Genomic DNA, 17,761 nt, shown 5'->3' with positions numbered 1-17,761 from the left:
ATGCCGGTTCTAATCGAAACATCCTGAAGGAGAAGCCTTACTGGCGATATTGTTGAATCCGGGTGGTGCGCAAACCGGCAAGGCCATGCTGGTCGATCGAGAACTGCCACGACAGGAATTCATCGACGGTCAGCGTGTAGCGGCTGCAAGCCTCCTCGAGCGAGAGGAGCCCGCCGCGTACCGCGGCGACCACTTCGGCCTTGCGGCGAATGACCCAGCGCTTGGTCCCGGGCGCCGGCAGATCCGCAATCGTCAGTGGACTGCCGTCGGGTCCGATGACGTATTTCACCCTCGGGCGGTGGGGTTCTGTCATGGTGTACTCACAAACTCTAAACCATTGAACTCACCGACGAACCTATGCCTTGCGGCTTAAAATTTGCCTAAGCTTCAGGCTTCAATACGATTCTCCTTTGAAATGGCGTTCTGAAACAGCGCCCGGCCGAGCGCGGACCACCCGGTACGGCGCGAAGAATTTGCCGCCGCCGGCCAACCACCGTCAGTTCAGGATGCGCTTGATCTGGCTGATGGTGTAGGTCTGGCCGCCGATCGACAGCAAGGGGGGGGACTGGGTCAGATCGACAGAATTGACCTGGCCCTCAATCTGCGTCGAGACTGTCACCGGATTCCCGGACGCATCGGCGGCCGTCGCGGTCAGCGTGTATTGGCCATCCGGCCATTGAGTGCCGTCATTGCCAAGGCCGTTCCAGGAGAAGACCTGACTGTCGCCGGCATCGACGCTGTAAGAGCCCGAGAAGACATTCTGGCCGGTGCTGTTTGCGATGTTGATGGTGAGGGTGGAGGCCGTCGGAATACCGAGCCGCCACGTCGCCGCACTATTGGTCATGGTGGCGGTGCTGCCGTCAACCACGGCGTTCTTGCCGACGAAGTCGAGCGCTTGCGTGGCTTGCGCGGTTTGTTGCATGGAGACGAGGTTCGAAAGCTGGTCGTTGGTTCTCAATTGCTGTTCGACGCCCGCGAACTGGACGAGCTGTTGGGTGAACTGGTTGGTATCCAGCGGATCGAGCGGATTCTGGTTCTGTAATTGCGTCGTCAGAAGCGTGAGGAAGGTCTGGAAATTGCCGGCCAGCGTATTGTTGTCGGATGTTGCTGCCGAACCCGGAGAGGAGGCAGGCAGCGCCGTCGTGCCCGACACCACCTGCTGAACCGCAGAACCCACTGACGTCGTCATTTCCGTCTCCTTAAACCCTGATGTCGAGACCGCGATTCGAGCCGAGAATCCGGCCATAATCCCGTCCGGCCGCTGCTATCGGGACATTCTCCTCTGTCACGATCAGGCGCTGGTTGTGACGGCCGTTGCCGTCACGCGCGTTTTGTTCCTGGGAGGACTGATCCCGCAGGCTGAATTGCAGACCGCTGTCGCCGGTCTTCAGGCCGGCATCCTGTAGGGCGCGCTGCAGCTGCGGCGCATCCTGGCGCAGCATCGCAAGCGTTTCCGGCTTCTCGACCGTCAGATGCGACGTAACCCGGCCCTGGCGATCGACGTCGAGACGGACATCGATGCGGCCGAGATCGGCGGGGTCGAGCCGGATTTCGAAGCGGCTCTTGCCGCTCAGGGCCGTGACTGCGATCTGGACCGCAAGGCCGTTCAGCGGCACGGCCGCGCCGGCAACCACCGCGACATTGTATTGCGGCGTGACCGGGGTTGTCGCGGCGGCGGATTGTACCTGTGGTTGAGTAAAGGCGCTGTTGATGCTCTGACCGCTGTCGGCTGGGCCCGGCTGCGGCGCGGCTGCGGCGTCGGGCGCGCGGGCAGGATGCGGCGGCGCGGGTGTCGTTTGCGTGGAGGACGCGCCGGCGTCGGTCGGGGCGTTATTTGCACTTTCGGCGGCATCATGCTTGGGAGCGGCGTCGTGCGAGGAGATGGGATTGCCGCCTGCTGCCGATGGCGTGGTTAAGACCGGCGCTTCCGGTCCGGGCTGGATCTCCGGGGTGATCGACGCTGTTGTTTTGCCCGATGGCGCTTTGTCGAGCGTCTTTACGGTCGTCTTCGCCTCGCCAGGTGCTGCCGTGGCAACTGCCGCCGCCAAGGCGCCCCCGGTCTGCATGACGGTCCGCACGGCCTGTCCGGTGTCGGGTGTCTGTTGGAGGACTGTCTCAGCCGCCGCCGCGGTATCGGTTGCGAGGGCCGGATTGGAATCGCCGTTCGCAGATGAGGCCGTCATCGCGCCGGTCTGCTGCGACAGCGTGAGTTCCGCGGCGCTGAGAACCGGTTCGGTGGCTGATCCAGCAGCGGCTCCCTCGATGGGCGTCGTAACCGGGACGACGGTGGCAGGCGGCGTTGCGACCGGATCCGGTGAGACGCCGGGGGCGGTCATGTCCGAAGACGCCTCGAGGGAGTCGGAAGCGTCTCCGGTCGAGGCGATTTCGGAATCGTCGTGTTTGGCCCTGTGGCGGCGTGCGGCGCTCGACGCCTCTGCGCCAGAGGCGGATTCCCGCATATTCCTGTCCGCCTCCTCCGAACTGGCCTGGGGCGGCCGCGCGGATGATGTTCGAGAGTTATCAGCCGGTTCCTGCGTGACATGGCCCTGACGGGGAACATTGAGACGTCTATTGAACTGATCGCGCGAATTCCGTGACCGCGCGACCGTGGCATGCGAGCCTTGCGCGCCGGCATCGACCAGGGTTTCGAAAGTATCCTCGGACGACCGACCGCTGCGCTGAGAACTCGGCTGCGCGCTTTGGAAAGACACATTGGCGGCGGCTTCCGTTGTTACGCTAACCACAGGCAACCTCTTGCGGATTGAGTCGTTGAGGCAAGCAGCAAGGACCGGGCCATCGTTCGAGTCAGAAAATGATGATGATAAGCAATGAGTTATGGGATGCGATGGTGGTTGAACCCACCGATCAGGACCGCTTCCTTCTTGCCTGGCGGCAAGATTTGCCGCCGCTGTTGTCATCCGGCCATGATTGCCTCGCAGGAATACGGACTATATTAAAGACTGATCTTTCGGTTGGCTTTGGACGGGGCGGAATTGCTCCTGAACACCGAGGACGTTGCCGATTCGCAAGGCGGATGTGATCTTGCGCGGTCTCATGAATTGACAGGATCGATGCTCAACAGTCTGGATTTGGAAGGTCGTCCTCAGGACACGCGGGTCGTGGTCGCCATGTCGGGCGGCGTCGATTCGTCGGTGACGGCCGCGCTGTTGAAGTCGGAAGGGTACGACGTCGTCGGAATAACCCTGCAGCTTTACGACCACGGCGCTGCCACACATCGCAAGGGCGCCTGCTGCGCTGGCCAGGACATTCATGACGCGCGAAACGTGGCGGAGCGGCTCGGCGTTCCGCACTACGTGCTGGACTATGAGAGCCGCTTCCGTGAAACCGTGATCGAGAATTTCGCGGACAGCTATGCGTCGGGCGAGACGCCGGTGCCTTGCATCGAGTGCAACCGGCTGGTCAAATTCCGCGATCTGCTGGCGACCGCGCGCGAGCTTGGCGCCGCGGCGTTGGCGACAGGCCATTATGTCGCCTCGCGCCGCTCGCCCGGGGGATCGCGAACCCTGCTCTGCGCGGCGGATGCGGACCGCGACCAAAGCTATTTCCTGTTCGCCACCACGAGGGAGCAGCTTGATTTTCTGCGCTTTCCGCTGGGGGATATGACAAAGGCGCAGACTCGCGAATTGGCGCGGCGCTTCGGTCTACCGGTTGCCGACAAGCATGACAGCCAGGATATCTGTTTCGTGCCGACCGGCCACTATACCGATATCATCAGCCAGCTCAAGCCGAACGCGATGCTATCAGGCGATATTGTCGATCTCGATGGGCGTGTCATCGGCCACCACGAGGGTATCGTGAATTTCACGGTGGGACAGCGCCGCGGCCTCGGCATCGCCTCCGGCGCGCCGCTCTATGTCCTCAGTCTTGATGCAGCGAACCGTCGCGTGGTGGTGGGGCCGCGCGAGGCGCTGAAAATGCATCGCATCGTGCTACGTGACGTGAACTGGATCGGCGACGGCGCGCTTGATCTCGCCATCGGCGCCGGACTTGAACTTTTCGTGCGGGTGCGCTCGACGCGCAAACCTCAGCCGGCGTGGCTGCGCGTCGTCGATGGCGGCTACGAGGTCGAACTCGTGGCCGGCGAGGAGGGCGTGTCGCCCGGTCAGGCCTGCGTGTTCTACGACGGGCCGGAAGGGCAGGCGCGTGTGCTCGGCGGCGGTTTCATCGCACGGGCCATGGCGCAGCGCGCAAACGAAGGCGCTGCACGGAACAGCACGCCGGCGCAATCCTTCGCCGCCGAATTGCGTGGGTAGGCGTCCGGGGCGCACGGGAAGCATGGGTAACGACATCGACCGCGCGGGCGTCGCCAGAGCCTATGGCCTTTGGGCGCCGATTTATGATCTCGTGTTCGGAAAGGTCTTCGATCCCGGCCGTCAGTCCACGATCGAAATTGCCAATGCAATCGGCGGGCGCATCCTCGATGTCGGCGTCGGCACCGGACTGTCGCTGTCGGATTATGCCTCCACGACGAAACTGTATGGCGTGGATCTTTCCGAGCCGATGTTGCGCAAGGCGCAGCAGCGGGTGCGTTCGCTGAACCTCACCAACGTCGAAACGCTGGCGGTGATGGATGCCAAGAATCTCGCCTTTCCCGATTCGTTTTTTGACGCTGTGGTGGCGCAGTTCGTCATCACCGCGGTGCCGGATCCCGAAGCGACGCTCGACGACTTCATCCGCGTGCTGAAGCCGGGCGGCGAATTGATTCTGGTCAATCATATTGGCGCCGAGCGCGGGCCGCGCCGCGTGTTCGAACTGGCCTTCGCGCCGTTGGCCCGGCGGCTTGGCTGGCGTCCCGAGTTCCCGTGGGCGCGCCTCGTGAACTGGGCGGAGAAGCATGGCGGCGTGACCCTTTCGGAGCGTCGCCTGATGCAGCCGCTAGGGCATTTTTCGCTGATCCGCTACCGCAAATCCTGATGGCGCGGCGGAACATCCGCTGCGGCCGATTGTTGCCGTTCCATGCGGATGAGTATCGTCTCCTCGTTGATCGCTTTTGCGGCATGCGCCGACGTCGCGCTTGCGCAGGCCCCGCCCACGGTGGTCACGCCGCCCGGTGCGACCGCGACGCCGCCACCCTCTCCCAATTCGTCGAAATGCGTTCCTCATGAGACACCCGCGCAGAACGGAACGGCGGACAAGCGCAAGGAGGCCCTTGGCGACAAACTGGCGAAATCCGATGGCTTGCTGTGTCCACCCGCGGGGGTCGATCCGGAGATCCGCGCGCCGACCCCGGAAGGCGGCAGGACGCCGGTGATCCCGCCGCCCGGCAGTCCCGGCGGCGATCCCACTGTTCGGCCCAAATAGGCGCCAAGCATCGATAAGTTGGCGTCTCCGGCGGCTTTGCTTGACAGGTCCTTGAGCGGCTTTTTATATGCCGCGCATTCACGGCATCGTCGATCGTGGATACTGCGGCGAGGTAGCTCAGCTGGTTAGAGCACGGGAATCATAATCCTGGGGTCGGGGGTTCGAGTCCCTCCCTCGCTACCAATTTTCATCGGCATAAACCTGATCTTGCTTGAGCGGTTGAGATATGCGACCCGCTGAGGGGAATGCACCAACTCATCGGCGACATCACGCTTTGCATCCTGTTTGCCTGGGGTCTCGGGCTGGCCGCGCATTTTTTCCGGCAGCCGCTGATCCTGGCCTATCTGCTGGCTGGATTCTTCATCGGCCCGTTTGGAATGGGGTGGGTGAAATCACAAGAGTCGATCCGGACCATTTCCGAACTCGGCCTGATCTTCATGCTGTTCATGATCGGCCTGGAAATCGACCTGAAGAAGATCATGCGCGCGGGGCCGGTGATTCTGATCGCCGGCGGCGGACAGTTGCTCGGCGGCTGCATTCTCGGCGCGCTGTTCTTCATGACAATTGGTTTGCCAGCCGGCGGGTTTGACCCCCTGTATCTCTGCGTCGCGTGCGCGCTCTCGAGTACGGTCATCATCGTCAAGGTGCTTTACGAAAAACACGAGCTCGACACGCTGCCGGGCCGCATTACGCTCGGCGTGCTGGTGCTGCAGGACGTCTTCGCGATCCTGTTCCTGGCGGTCCAGCCCAGTCTCGACAATCTTCACATATCCATCGTCCTGCTCTCGATCGCGCGCGGCGGCACGCTGGTCGCGACCGCGCTGATCGTCAGCCGCTATGTGCTGCCTTACCTGTTTCATCAGATCGCCCGCCGTCCTGAGCTGGTGCTGCTGGGGGCGCTGGCGTGGTGCTTTCTGATCGGCGAAATCGCTGAACGATTGCATCTGTCCCGCGAGATGGGCTCGCTGGTGGCCGGCGTTTCGCTTTCGACTTTTCCCTATGCGCTCGACGTCACCGCCAAGGTGACGACGCTACGCGATTTCTTCATCACGCTGTTCTTCGTCGCGCTGGGCATGACCATTCCGATCCCGAACGGATCGGTGATCGGGCTCGCGCTGACGATCGCGGTCTTCACCGTGGCGAGCCGTCTCGCCACGACCTTCCTGCCGCTTTATCTGATGAAACAGGGATTGCGCGCCAGCCTGCTGCCGGCCATCAATCTGGCGCAAATCAGCGAGTTCTCGCTTGTCGTAACCCAGACCGGGCTGATTGCGGGACACATCCAGGGCGAAACCGCCAGCGCGGCGTCATTCGCGTTCGTGGTGCTGGCGGTGCTGAGTACGTTCGCCATCAGCCGGAGCGATCAATTCTCGCGCTTGGCCATCAGGTTTCTGAAGCGTCTCGGCTTTCGGGATCTCGATCGTCACCAGGCGGGGGAGGGCGGACATGGCGCAGGAACTCATGGTGAGCCGCGACGCATTGTCATTCTCGGATTTTTCCGGGCCGCCAGCGCGCTGCTGAACGAGATCGAACGCCGGGACGAGGCGATGCTGGACCACATCGGGGTGGTCGACTTCAATCCGTTGGTGTTCAAAACGCTCTCCGCCCGTGGTCTGCATGTCACTTATGGCGACATCAGCAACGTGGACACGCTTGTTCACGCCGGGGTCGGCAGCGCCGAGATCATTATTCTCAGCGTGCCGGATTCGCTGCTCAAGGGCGCCAATAATGAAAAGCTCGTCCGCCACGTTCGTTCGCTGAACCCGACCGCGAAGATTATCTCGACGGCGGATCGGCTGTCGGACGTCGAGGATCAATATGTCGCTGGCGCGGACTATGTGACGGTAACCCGCCTGACCGATGCGCAAGAGCTGTTTGCGGCGATCGAGGCTGCCGAAAACGGATTGCTGGCCGACAAGCGCGCAGAGACCGACGCCCTCCTGAAAGAGCGCCGGGAGGTGCTGCCCTAGCCGATCCCGTTGCCGCATTCACCGCGCCGGATCACTATATGATGGCATGGTCGTGGGCAGCTTTTGCGGACCGCGTCGGTTGCGCCGCCGCCTGCTCTGCGTCATACGGAGCTTCCATTAAACGGGAACGCGCGGACCGATGCCCCATCCGATACCGGAAGTCATTCAGGCTTTTGCGAACGGCGAAATCGTCGTGGTCACCGACGATGAGGATCGCGAGGGGGAGGGCGATCTGATCGTCGCGGCCTCGCTCTGCACCGCGGAGAAAATGGCGTTTGTGATACGGCATACGTCCGGCATCGTTTGCGCGCCGATCACCACGGAGAATGCGCAACGGCTGCGGCTCGATCCGATGGTCGCGCATAACGAATCCAATCATACCACGGCCTTCACCGTCTCGGTCGATTACAAGCCGGACGGCGGCACCGGCATTTCCGCCGAACAGCGAGCATCCTGCTGCCGGGCGCTCGCCAATCCGAACTCCGGCGCAAGCGACTTCGCCAGACCCGGCCACATCTTCCCTCTGATTGCACGCAACGGCGGCGTGCTGCTGCGCGCCGGTCATACCGAGGCGGCAATCGATCTCTGCAAGCTGGCGGGCCTGCCGCCGGTCGGCGTCATCAGCGAGCTGATGAACGACGACGGCACGGTGATGAAAGGCGAGCGGGTGGCTGGGTTCGCTGATGCGCACTCGCTCAAGCACGTGACCATCGCCGATATCATCGCGTATCGTCAGGCGCGCGAGAAGCTGATCGAGCGGGTCTCCGAATTTGCAATCGACAGCCCGATCGGGCCGCTGCAGGGCTACGCGTATCGCTCGCCGTTCGATTCCATAGCCCACGTTGCGTTCGTCTATAACGGCATCGGCGACGGCAAGAATATCCTGACCCGCTTCCACAAGTCGAATATCGTGCGCGATATCTTCGCAGGACCGAAGCGCATGGAGAGGGTGCTCGAGCACTTCAGGACGGCCGGGCGCGGCGTGCTGGTCTATCTGAGGGACGGCGCCGCCGGCGTGCCGGTGGCGCCGCTCCCCGAAGATGGGTCGGCCGAAGCTGATCGCAACAGGCAGTGGCGGGAGGTTGGCGTCGGCGCGCAAATCCTGCGCGATCTCGGGGTCACGTCCATCCGACATCTGACCTCGTCGGCGTACGACTACAAGGGACTCTCCGGTTTCGGCATCGAGATCGTTTCGAATGAACGTCTTGACAGCTGACGGTGGTTGCAGCGTCGAATTACGGTTATACTTTCAGCGATTGTGGCTTTGCCGATAGCGGTATCCGAAACACGCGAAAGGATTGTCATGAGCGTTCGTCCGCAAGGCAAGGACAAGCCCGCGCCGGTCAGTTTCCAGTGGGACGATCCGCTCAGGCTGGATGATCAACTGACCGAAGATGAACGCATGATCCGCGACACCGCTCATGCGTATGCGCAGGACAAGTTGTTGCCGCGCATCGTCAAAGCCTATCAGGAAGACAAGACCGACCGCGAGATATTCAATGAAATGGGCGAACTCGGTCTGAACGGCATCACTCTTCCGCAGGAGTATGGTTGTGCTGACGCCAGCTATGTGGCCTACGGTCTCGTCGCGCGGGAAATCGAGCGTGTGGACTCCGGCTACCGCTCGATGAATTCGGTGCAGTCGTCGCTGGTGATGTATCCGATCTATGCTTATGGCGACGAGAATCAGCGCAAGAAATATTTGCCGAAGCTTGCAACCGGTGAATGGGTCGGTTGTTTCGGCCTGACCGAACCGGACGCCGGTTCCGACCCCGGCGGCATGAAAAGCCGCGCCGAGAAGGTGTCGGACGGCTATCGGCTGACCGGTTCGAAGACGTGGATTTCCAACGCGCCGATCGCGGATCTGTTCGTGGTCTGGGCCAGGTCGGCGGCGCATGACAACCAGATCCGCGGCTTCGTGCTGGAAAAGGGAATGAAGGGCCTGTCCGCTCCGAAGATCGGCGGCAAGCTCAGCTTGCGGGCGTCGGTCACCGGCGAGATCGTGATGGATGGCGTGGTGGTGCCGGAAGAAAGCCTGCTGCCGAACGTGTCGGGACTGAAAGGTCCGTTCGGCTGCCTGAACCGCGCGCGCTACGGCATTTCATGGGGCGTGATGGGCGCGGCCGAAGACTGCATGCACCGCGCGCGGAAGTACGTGCTCGAGCGAAAGCAGTTCGGCCGTCCGCTGGCGGCGGCGCAACTGGTGCAGAAGAAACTCGCGGACATGCAGACCGAGATCGCGCTTGGGCTTCAAGGCAGCCTGCGCGTCGGGCGGCTGATGGACGAGGGCAAGATGACGCCCGAGATGATCTCGATCATCAAACGCAACAATTGCGGCAAGGCGCTCGATATCGCGCGGGCCGCGCGCGATATGCACGGCGGCAACGGCATTCAGATCGAGTATCATGTGATGCGCCACGCCGCCAACCTTGAAGCCGTCAATACGTATGAAGGCACCCACGACGTCCATGCGCTGGTGCTGGGCCGCGCCATCACCGGCATTCCGGCGTTCTGCTGAAGGTCGTGTCCCGGACGCGATGCAGCGCCCTTGCGCTGCTTCGCAGAGTCGGGGCCGCTGCAAGCACCGACTTCGCAACGGTCCCGGATCAGCAGCGTATCGTTACGCGCTGTGTTTCATCCGAGACAAAAGTGGACTCAAAGCATAGCATGCCCGACACCGAAGACATTCCCTTCAACCGTGACTTTCCGCTGAGGCCGGGTTTGGCCGAGGAGGTCGTGCCTGGGGTCCGTCGCGTGCTGTGCGATAATCCCGGTCCTTTCACCTTCACGGGAACGGTGAGCTACATTGTCGGACGCGGCAAGGTCGCGATCATCGATCCCGGACCTGACAGCGAGGCTCATGCGCGGGCGTTGCTCGACGCGGTGAGAGGCGAGACCGTGACGCATATCTTCGTCACCCACACCCACAAGGATCATTCGTCCAATGCCGCGCGCATCAAGGCTGCCACGGGCGCGCAGGTTTATGCCGAGGGGCCGCATCGTGCTTCGCGGCCACGGTTTGAGAGCGAAAAGCACAATCCGGAATTCGGCGCTGATCGCGATTTTGTGCCGGATGTTCGGCTTCACAATGGCGACGCCGTCATGGGTGACGAATGGGCGCTGGAAGCGGTGAGCACGCCGGGACACACCGCGAACCATATGGCGTTTGCGTGGAGGGAACGGGGGATTCTTTTCGCCGGCGACCACGTCATGGGCTGGTCCACCTCGATCGTGGCGCCGCCGGACGGGTCGATGGTGGACTACATGGCCTCGCTGGAGAAGCTCTCGCAGCGCGACGAGCAATTGTATTTTTCCGGTCATGGCCCGGAGATCCGGGATGCGCCCCGCTTCGTGCGCTTCCTTGCGCGGCATCGCCGGGCGCGCGAGGCTTCGATCCTGCATCGATTGGCGAAAGGCGAGGCCGATATCCCGACTTTGGTCCGCGCGATCTATATCGGCCTCGATGCGCGCTTGACGGGCGCCGCCGGCTATTCGGTGCTTGCGCATCTGGAGAATCTGGTGGCGCGCGGCCTCGTACACACCGATGGCGATCCCGTCATCGAAGGACGTTACCGGCTGACGTGAGCTCTATCGCTTGCCCGCGCCTCTGGCGGACGGCTTGACCGGCATCGGTGGCTCCTTCACCGGCTTCTCGACAATATTTTCGGCAGCGATGTTGATGTCGTCAATCAGACTGCTGACGCGCGCGGCGTTGCTGCCGAGATCGTGCTCGAAGTAACGCGACGAGGAGCGGATATCGACGCGGGACCCGTCCTCGTTCGGCGTGATGCGGATCACCACGTCTTCGCGAAAACCCATGACCGGCGTTCTCGCCACAGCCTCGATATGGCCGGACTGCGCTGGCGGCTGCGGCGGGCGTTCGTCGATCACCAGCCATTTGCGCCGCGCGACGAGCCGCCGGACGATGTCGAAGGCGTGCTGAGCCGTCAGGTCCAATTCCACCGGCTCGATCGCGGGATAGGCCACACGCTGCTGTTTGGCGGAATAAAGACCGGCGTAGACGGCGGAGTTGGCGCCGTCGATACCGCGCAGCCGCGTCAATGCGTCGAAGTGAGGCGGGTTGATCGGATCGGTGGTGATATCGTGGATCGGCGGCAGGTTGCGATATTTCACGGCGAGGTATGCCGGATAGGCAAGGATCAGCACGTTCAGCAGCAGCGCCGTCAGGATACGGCCTATGCCGCGTGAGCCATCCCGCCACAACGCTACAAGGCCTGCGGACGCCACAAGGACCGACAGTCCGGCGCAGGCGAGCGCGCCCAACAAGGTCGCGAGCGCGGGTTTGCTCTCAAGGATGCCAAACCTTACCGCCGCAATGGACACCAGCGTCGCGACCGCCGAGAACACCGCAAGCCGCCGCGCCCAGGTCGCCAGCGCGGAAAACGGTTCGGATTGATAGCGTGCGGAAAACCTGCGGGCCATCGGAGCGTTCCGTTGCGGCGGGGACGATTGCGTGGATCACCTACCTTATTTACTTCCCTGGCGAAACGCTGTTCGCTTCCGTCAAAGCGGCGAACTCAGCAGCCAGAAAGTCCAGCAGCGCCCGCACCGAGGGCAACAGCCCGCGCCGCGACGAGAACACGGCGTGGATAATGCCGGCGCGCGGCCGCCATTGCGGCAGCACATCAAGTAGGGCGCCGCTGTCGAGGTCGGCCTCCACAACCATGGTCGGAAACTGCCCGACGCCGATGCCGCGCAGGGCCGCGAAGCGCAACGCCACCATGTCCCCGGTGATAAGGCGCGGTGCATGGGGAATCAGCGCGGTTGCCTGGTCGGGGCCGTCGAGGCACCATTCCTGACGCTGATGCGGCGGCCCCCAGCCGATGCTGGGAAGCGCGGCAAGATCGGCGGGAATAGGAGGCTGGCGCAGTCCCTTCAGCAGGGCCGGGCTTGCCACCAGCCGCTGCGTGCTCTCGGCCAGCACGCGCATCACCAGATCGTTGTCTTCCAGCGGCGGAAAACGCACGCGCAGCGCGATGTCGATACCTTCCGCGATTACGTCGACACGGCGCGGCGTGCTTTCGAGATGCACCTCGACGTCCGGACACTCAGCCATGAAGCGAGCGACCATTTCGCCGACCTGAAAGTAAAGCAGCGGTGGTGGACAACTAACCCTCACGATGCCCTGCGGTCTGCTGCGCGAACGGTCGATCAATTCTTGCGCCGCATCGGCTTCCACCAGCATTGCAACGCAATGACGGTAGTAATCCTGCCCGATCTCGGTGACGCTGAAGCGCCGGGTCGAGCGCTGGATCAGCCGCACCCCCAGCCGCTCCTCCAGAGCTGCGATGCGGCGGCTCAGCCGCGAGCGCGGCATCCCAAGCGCGCGGGCGGCGGCGGCGAAACCACCGTGATCGACAACCTGCACGAAATAATAGAGGTCGTTGAGGTCCTGCATCATTGTCTCGATTATAGGACAGTGAGGCGCGATATTGCAGCTACCCGGACGTTTGTCTCGTTCATATCCTCCATTGCAACAGGCGGCCAGTCCGGCCGAGCCAAGGAGGTTCATCATGCGAAAGGTTCTCGGTGTTTTCAGTGCCCCCCGGCAGCATTGGGTGGGCGACGGGTTTCCGGTCCGCTCGCTGTTTTCGCACGCCAGCCACGGCGACCACCTCAGCCCGTTCCTGCTGCTGGACTATGCCGGGCCGGCGGATTTCACCCCGGCGGAGCAGCCGCGTGGCGTTGGCGTTCATCCGCACCGCGGCTTCGAGACCGTTACCATTGTCTATCAGGGTGAGGTCGAGCACCGTGATTCCACCGGTAACGGCGGCTTGATCGGACCGGGCGACGTGCAATGGATGACGGCTGCTTCGGGTATCCTGCACGAGGAGTTCCACTCCCGCACCTTTACGAAGAAGGGCGGCGCGCTGGAGATGGTGCAGCTCTGGGTCAACCTTCCGGCGAAGGACAAGAACGCCGATCCCGGCTACCAGACCTTGCTCGACGCCGACATTCCGGCGGTCGATCTGCCGGAGGGTGCCGGCAAGCTGCGGGTCATCGCGGGTGAGTTCGGCGGCAGGAAAGGGCCGGCGAAGACCTTTACGCCGATTGATATCTACGACGTGAAGCTCAACCGCAATGGCGCCGTGACTTTCAATCCGCGCGACGGCCACACCGTTGCGGTGGTGGTGCTCAAGGGCACGGTGCTGGTGAACGGCAGCGAGATCGCCGGTGAGGCGCAGTTCGCGTTGCTCGACCGCAGCGGCGGCGAGGTGACCATCGAGGCCAATGGTGATGCCTCGGTGCTGATCCTGTCCGGCGCGCCGATCGACGAGCCGGTGGTGATGCGCGGTCCCTTCGTCATGAATACGGAGGGCGAAATCCGCCAGGCCATGATCGATTTCCAGAGCGGCCGTTTCGGCACTCTGGAGCCGGTCGGAACCGACGCCTGACACGACCAGACGGTAACTTCGAGCATGGTCTGATCCAACTTGATCGGATCATGCTCCAGGAAAGCTGTAACCCCTGAACCGCTCGCGTAGCGCCGTTTTCAGAATCTTTCCGGTGGCGGTGTGGGGAATGCTGTCGACGAATGCGATGTCGTCAGGCAACCACCACTTGGCGATCTTGCCGTCCATGAAGTCGAGAATTTCGTCGCGCGTCACGCTCTCGCCCTCCCTGACCTGGAGGATCAAGAGCGGGCGTTCGCCCCACTTCGGATGGTGTATCCCGATTACGGCGGCTTCCGAGACCTTGGGATGTCCAATCGCGAGATTCTCCAGATCGATCGACGAAATCCATTCGCCTCCAGACTTGATCACATCCTTCGATCGGTCCGTGATCCGCATGTAGCCGTACTCGTCAAGGGTGGCAACGTCGCCGGTATCGAAGAAGCCTTGCTCGTCAAGGATATTGTCATTGACGCGATAGTAGGCGCCGGCGATCGCGGGCCCTCGCACCTTGAGCCGGCCGGGAGTCTTGCCGTCCCACGGCAGTTCGTTGCCGGCGTCGTCGGTGATCTTCATTTCGACCATGAACGGCGCGTATCCCTGCATTTGCAGCCTATCGAGCTTGGCGTCTCCCTTGAGGTGGCTGAACCGGCCTTGCAACGCACCGACTGTGCCGCGCGGCGACATCTCCGTCATACCCCAGGCGTGGCGAACCTCGATGCCCATGTCGTCGAAAGCCTTGATCATAGAGCGCGGCATCGCCGACCCGCCGCAGATCACGACCTTGAGGTCCGGCAGCTTGAGGTTGTTTGTCTTCATATGTTGCAGAAGCATCAGCCACACGGTGGGAACGCCCGCCGTGAACGTGACCTTCTCGCTCGAGAGCAGTTCGTACACCGATGCGCCGTCAAGCTTGGCACCGGGCAGCACCAGCTTTGTGCCCATGGATGGCGCAGAGAATGCGACCCCCCAACTGTTGGCATGGAACAACGGCACCACCGGTAGCATTGTATCCTTCGATGCCGCGCCCACCGCGTCGGCGCTGTTGACAATCATCGAATGCAACACATTGGAGCGATGCGAATACAACACGCCTTTCGGATCGCCCGTTGTTCCCGATGTGTAGCACATCGCCGCGGCGGTATTTTCGTCGAATATCTTCCAGGCAAAGTCGCCGTCAGCTTCCGCGATCCAGCTTTCATATGCGACCGCATTTCTCAGCGCGGTCCGCGGCATGTGAGCCTCGTGGGTAAGAACGACATAGCGCTCCACGCCCGGCAGCTTGTCGGCGATCCGTTCCAGGATCGGGATGAAAGTGATGTCGGTCATCACGATGCGATCTTCGGCATGGTTGATGATCCAGGCGATCTGATCCGGAAACAGCCGGGGATTGACGGTATGGCACACGGCGCCGATCCCCATGATGCCGTACCAGGCCTCGAGATGACGCCAGGTATTCCATGCGACGGTGGCGACACGGTCTCCCAGCCGGATGCCTTGGCGATCAAGCCGCTGCGCCAGTTTCAGAGCGCGGCCGCGAATCTCGGCGTAATTGGTCCGGTGGATCGGGCCTTCGACCGATCGCGTGACCACCTCGCGTCCGCCATGAATCTTCGCTGCATGATCGATGATCCGATGACACAGCAGAGGCCAGTCTTGCATCAAGCCCAGCATTCGAACGTTCCTGTTGATTCGCGTCAGGGATTATCTTTGTCTCGCGGGGAGCGGCATGAAATCTAACGCGGGACTTGCACGCCGCAAACGGCCGTCTGCCCGTGCAGGCCGCGACCGATTGGCTATGGCGGCGTTCGTAGCCCTCTTCATGTCGCCGATGGCATTGGCCGGGAGCAGGCCCCCCTTGCCACAGCCTCGTCCGGCCGCCGCGCTGGCGTCCGACGGCAAGGGTAGCGAGCATACAGGCGAAAGTAGCGGCGCGACGCCTGAGATTACGCCGTCGCCTTCTCCCTGTCGCCTGGCGTTGACCGATTTGGTTGCCATCGCCCCGAGCGTTCCCGCGATCACGGGGCCGGGCGCGTGCGCCGGTGACGATCTGGTCCGGCTTGAAGCCGTGGTGTTGCCCGACGGTAGCCGGGTTGCGGTCAAGCCTGCCGCCACCCTGCGCTGCAAAATGGCGTCCGCGGTGGCAGAGTGGATTCGAAGCGACCTGGCGCCGCTGGCCGAGGGGCTGGGCACCCGGGTCAGCGAACTCGACAATCTCGACTCGTTTGAATGCCGGGGCCGCAATCGTGTCATCAAAGCAAAGTTATCCGAACACGGCCGCGCCAATGCGCTCGACGTGGGTGGGCTCAGGCTCGCGAACGGACGGACGATCGATCTGACGGATCGGGCGGTGGAGCGCGATCTGCGCGAGAAGGTGCTGGGCTCGGTTTGCGCGCGTTTCACGACGGTGCTGGGGCCTGGATCGGATGGCTATCACGAGAACCACATTCACCTCGACCTGATTCAGCGCCGCAACGGCTACCGGATCTGTCACTGGGAGATTCGTGATCCCGTGACCGCGATCGGGCCATTGCTGCCCGCCGAACGCCCGGCCCAGGCGTCGCGGCACGAAATGGGGGAAGAAGACGGCAAGGCGTCTGCAGCGGTTCGGGAGCGCGGGGCGGTGTCTCGCGCTGTCTCGCAAGCCGGATCTGAAGCGGCCATGTCGGCGAAGGTTGTGCCTGAACCTCGGAAGCGGCCTGCGGCCGCCGACGCGGCGGCCAAGGTTGCGAGGGATTCGCCGAAGTCGTCGGCTTCAAAACATTCAACGTGGCGTTCAGTCACTCACTCTGCAAAACGCACGCGCGGATCCCGCAACGACCTTCCCCCGTTCCTGAGGTTGCTGTTCGATTGATTGCGACCCGTAGGTTCTTCGAAAGCCTATCCTGGGGTCGCCCCGAGAATGGCCGCCGGTTCGCATGAAGCCGCGGCCTCGAAACAAAACCTGGGAAGTGTCTTTAATTCTATCAGAGGCGGCATGGACCCACGCTGGGGAGGGACAAAAAAAGCGCCGGAGAACCGGCGCTTTGCAGATCGAGGGATCGGTTCGATCAGTTAAGGTTGCCGCCACCATTCCACGACGCCAGCTTCGCGCTGTGTTTGGGCTCAAGCACCACCACCACTGCTCCCACCTTGACGCGATCATAGAGATCGATGGCGTCCTCGTTGGTCATGCGAATGCAACCCGAGGAGATCGAGGTGCCGATATATTCAGGCTGGTTGGTGCCGTGGATCCGGAACAACGTGTCCTTGTTGCCCTGATAAAGGTACAGCGCTCGCGCCCCAAGGGGGTTATCCGGCCCGCCCGCCACGCGTGACGGCAGTCCCCCCATGCGCTTGTGAATGTCGGCCGTCGGAATCCAGTCCGGCCATTCGCGCTTGTTGCCGACCCTTGCGATGCCGGAGAACGCCAAGGCTTCCTCGCCAACGGTGACGCCGTAACGGATCGCCTTGCCGTTATCGAGCACGTAGTAGAGGTAGTGATTGTCGGAATCGACCAGGATCGAACCCGGCGCTTCCTTGCGGTGATAATCGACGATCGCGCGGCGGAACGGGGCGGCAACCGGCGTTTTCGTGTAGGAGGCCCTGGATAACAGCTCCTTGTCGCGCGGCTTGAAGTTGTTGATGTTGGCGGCCTCGTAGTGCGTCGCCTGCATGCAGCCCGACAGCATCAGGCCCGCGGCGAGAATCCCAAGTTTAACCCGAAGAGACGACATCGTTGTTTTCCAAATGCCCACTGAAATTCTGGTAACTTGCGCCCGAGAGTCCAAGAATCCTCGGAAGGCATTATTGTCGAAATTCCCTCGAATTCCAGCACTTAGAATCCTCTGTCCCTACGCAGACCCGTGCCTGTGGTATTTTTGCCGCAAATATCGATCCGCGATGGGTCGCGCAGCATTTTCAAGGCGGGGGCAGGAGGGGTACGATTGCTCGTTTCGCGCGCGCGGACGTGAATAAACAGCATCCTCTCCCGCGCCGGCTCTTTGCCTGGTTACCAAATTACCCCGACCGGTTCCGATTCCAGTATTTGCATTCCGTTGTGGCGGAAGCCCTTGC

Annotated in this window: 16 protein-coding genes and 1 tRNA gene; 10 read left to right on the top strand and 7 right to left on the bottom strand. The window is 62.5% G+C overall.

The window, feature by feature from the left end:
* Nucleotides 1–37 precede the first annotated feature (37 nt).
* The 3 genes from NB311A_RS09870 to NB311A_RS09860 form a co-directional block, all read right to left on the bottom strand.
* On the bottom strand, nt 38–313 hold the full coding sequence (locus NB311A_RS09870) for a DUF1153 domain-containing protein (RefSeq protein WP_002714638.1): 276 nt from the start codon (nt 311–313) through the stop codon (nt 38–40).
* 183 nt (nt 314–496) lie between these two features.
* On the bottom strand, nt 497–1,189 hold the full coding sequence (locus NB311A_RS09865) for a flagellar hook assembly protein FlgD (protein ID WP_009798390.1): 693 nt from the start codon (nt 1,187–1,189) through the stop codon (nt 497–499).
* A gap of 10 nt (nt 1,190–1,199) precedes the next feature.
* Entirely contained in the window at nt 1,200–2,459 is a 1,260-nt protein-coding gene (locus NB311A_RS09860; RefSeq protein WP_245256977.1) for a flagellar hook-length control protein FliK, read from the bottom strand.
* A gap of 612 nt (nt 2,460–3,071) precedes the next feature.
* On the opposite strand from NB311A_RS09860, the gene mnmA reads away from it, so the two are divergent.
* From mnmA to NB311A_RS09820, 8 genes are all read left to right on the top strand, one after another.
* Complete coding sequence (gene mnmA / locus NB311A_RS09855) at nt 3,072–4,274, top strand: tRNA 2-thiouridine(34) synthase MnmA (protein ID WP_040674836.1); 1,203 nt, start codon at nt 3,072–3,074, stop codon at nt 4,272–4,274.
* Nucleotides 4,275–4,296: 22 nt separating this feature from the next.
* The gene (locus NB311A_RS09850) at nt 4,297–4,935 is read left to right on the top strand and encodes a class I SAM-dependent methyltransferase (RefSeq protein ID WP_009798387.1); all 639 of its coding nucleotides are present in this window, start codon (nt 4,297–4,299) and stop codon (nt 4,933–4,935) included.
* Between the two features lie 48 nt (nt 4,936–4,983).
* Nucleotides 4,984–5,322, top strand: coding sequence for a hypothetical protein (locus NB311A_RS09845; protein ID WP_009798385.1), 339 nt, complete (start codon nt 4,984–4,986; stop codon nt 5,320–5,322).
* 106 nt (nt 5,323–5,428) lie between these two features.
* A tRNA-Met gene (locus NB311A_RS09840) sits at nt 5,429–5,505 on the top strand.
* Between the two features lie 62 nt (nt 5,506–5,567).
* The gene (locus NB311A_RS09835) at nt 5,568–7,292 is read left to right on the top strand and encodes a cation:proton antiporter (protein ID WP_009798384.1); all 1,725 of its coding nucleotides are present in this window, start codon (nt 5,568–5,570) and stop codon (nt 7,290–7,292) included.
* A 139-nt stretch (nt 7,293–7,431) separates the two neighbouring features.
* A complete protein-coding gene (gene ribB, locus NB311A_RS09830; protein ID WP_009798383.1) occupies nt 7,432–8,508 on the top strand; it encodes a 3,4-dihydroxy-2-butanone-4-phosphate synthase in 1,077 nt (358 codons plus the stop codon).
* Nucleotides 8,509–8,595: 87 nt separating this feature from the next.
* Nucleotides 8,596–9,810, top strand: coding sequence for an acyl-CoA dehydrogenase (locus tag NB311A_RS09825; RefSeq protein ID WP_009798382.1), 1,215 nt, complete (start codon nt 8,596–8,598; stop codon nt 9,808–9,810).
* A gap of 149 nt (nt 9,811–9,959) precedes the next feature.
* Nucleotides 9,960–10,877 (top strand): MBL fold metallo-hydrolase, encoded by a 918-nt coding sequence (locus tag NB311A_RS09820; RefSeq protein ID WP_009798381.1) that lies wholly within the window; start codon nt 9,960–9,962, stop codon nt 10,875–10,877.
* Between the two features lie 3 nt (nt 10,878–10,880).
* Here NB311A_RS09820 and NB311A_RS09815 read toward each other — a convergent pair whose 3' ends face one another.
* Together NB311A_RS09815 and NB311A_RS09810 are read right to left on the bottom strand one after the other, a co-directional pair.
* Complete coding sequence (locus NB311A_RS09815; RefSeq protein WP_009798380.1) at nt 10,881–11,735, bottom strand: DUF1499 domain-containing protein; 855 nt, start codon at nt 11,733–11,735, stop codon at nt 10,881–10,883.
* Nucleotides 11,736–11,784: 49 nt separating this feature from the next.
* Nucleotides 11,785–12,711 (bottom strand): LysR family transcriptional regulator, encoded by a 927-nt coding sequence (locus NB311A_RS09810; RefSeq protein ID WP_040674830.1) that lies wholly within the window; start codon nt 12,709–12,711, stop codon nt 11,785–11,787.
* Nucleotides 12,712–12,826: 115 nt separating this feature from the next.
* On the opposite strand from NB311A_RS09810, the gene NB311A_RS09805 reads away from it, so the two are divergent.
* Complete coding sequence (locus tag NB311A_RS09805) at nt 12,827–13,708, top strand: pirin family protein (RefSeq protein WP_040674827.1); 882 nt, start codon at nt 12,827–12,829, stop codon at nt 13,706–13,708.
* Between the two features lie 48 nt (nt 13,709–13,756).
* Here NB311A_RS09805 and NB311A_RS09800 read toward each other — a convergent pair whose 3' ends face one another.
* Nucleotides 13,757–15,379 (bottom strand): fatty-acid--CoA ligase, encoded by a 1,623-nt coding sequence (locus NB311A_RS09800; protein ID WP_009798377.1) that lies wholly within the window; start codon nt 15,377–15,379, stop codon nt 13,757–13,759.
* Nucleotides 15,380–15,503: 124 nt separating this feature from the next.
* Between NB311A_RS09800 and NB311A_RS09795 the strand changes: the two genes are divergently transcribed.
* Entirely contained in the window at nt 15,504–16,559 is a 1,056-nt protein-coding gene (locus tag NB311A_RS09795) for an extensin family protein (protein ID WP_009798376.1), read from the top strand.
* Nucleotides 16,560–16,755: 196 nt separating this feature from the next.
* On the opposite strand, the gene NB311A_RS09790 is transcribed toward NB311A_RS09795, so the two are convergent.
* On the bottom strand, nt 16,756–17,421 hold the full coding sequence (locus NB311A_RS09790; RefSeq protein WP_009798375.1) for a L,D-transpeptidase: 666 nt from the start codon (nt 17,419–17,421) through the stop codon (nt 16,756–16,758).
* Nucleotides 17,422–17,761: the final 340 nt, after the last annotated feature.

It is taken from the genome of Nitrobacter sp. Nb-311A (assembly GCF_000152905.1).
In the GTDB taxonomy this organism is placed as follows: Bacteria; Pseudomonadota; Alphaproteobacteria; order Rhizobiales; family Xanthobacteraceae; genus Nitrobacter.
The sequence above is the reverse complement of the archived record's forward strand: the minus strand, read 5'-3'. Positions and strand labels throughout refer to the sequence as shown.

Excerpts from the sequence above, each read along its gene's own strand:
- NB311A_RS09865 (WP_009798390.1), bottom strand. The coding sequence starts at position 1,189 with ATGACGACGTCAGTGGGTTCTGCGGTTCAGCAGGTGGTGTCGGGCACG.
- NB311A_RS09835 (WP_009798384.1), top strand. The coding sequence starts at position 5,568 with ATGCACCAACTCATCGGCGACATCACGCTTTGCATCCTGTTTGCCTGG.
- NB311A_RS09860 (WP_245256977.1), bottom strand. The coding sequence starts at position 2,459 with ATGCGGGAATCCGCCTCTGGCGCAGAGGCGTCGAGCGCCGCACGCCGC.
- NB311A_RS09845 (WP_009798385.1), top strand. The coding sequence starts at position 4,984 with ATGAGTATCGTCTCCTCGTTGATCGCTTTTGCGGCATGCGCCGACGTC.
- NB311A_RS09800 (WP_009798377.1), bottom strand. The coding sequence starts at position 15,379 with ATGCTGGGCTTGATGCAAGACTGGCCTCTGCTGTGTCATCGGATCATC.
- NB311A_RS09805 (WP_040674827.1), top strand. The coding sequence starts at position 12,827 with ATGCGAAAGGTTCTCGGTGTTTTCAGTGCCCCCCGGCAGCATTGGGTG.
- mnmA (WP_040674836.1), top strand. The coding sequence starts at position 3,072 with ATGCTCAACAGTCTGGATTTGGAAGGTCGTCCTCAGGACACGCGGGTC.
- NB311A_RS09870 (WP_002714638.1), bottom strand. The coding sequence starts at position 313 with ATGACAGAACCCCACCGCCCGAGGGTGAAATACGTCATCGGACCCGAC.
- ribB (WP_009798383.1), top strand. The coding sequence starts at position 7,432 with ATGCCCCATCCGATACCGGAAGTCATTCAGGCTTTTGCGAACGGCGAA.
- NB311A_RS09850 (WP_009798387.1), top strand. The coding sequence starts at position 4,297 with ATGGGTAACGACATCGACCGCGCGGGCGTCGCCAGAGCCTATGGCCTT.
- NB311A_RS09820 (WP_009798381.1), top strand. The coding sequence starts at position 9,960 with ATGCCCGACACCGAAGACATTCCCTTCAACCGTGACTTTCCGCTGAGG.
- NB311A_RS09825 (WP_009798382.1), top strand. The coding sequence starts at position 8,596 with ATGAGCGTTCGTCCGCAAGGCAAGGACAAGCCCGCGCCGGTCAGTTTC.
- NB311A_RS09810 (WP_040674830.1), bottom strand. The coding sequence starts at position 12,711 with ATGCAGGACCTCAACGACCTCTATTATTTCGTGCAGGTTGTCGATCAC.
- NB311A_RS09790 (WP_009798375.1), bottom strand. The coding sequence starts at position 17,421 with ATGTCGTCTCTTCGGGTTAAACTTGGGATTCTCGCCGCGGGCCTGATG.
- NB311A_RS09815 (WP_009798380.1), bottom strand. The coding sequence starts at position 11,735 with ATGGCCCGCAGGTTTTCCGCACGCTATCAATCCGAACCGTTTTCCGCG.
- NB311A_RS09795 (WP_009798376.1), top strand. The coding sequence starts at position 15,504 with ATGGCGGCGTTCGTAGCCCTCTTCATGTCGCCGATGGCATTGGCCGGG.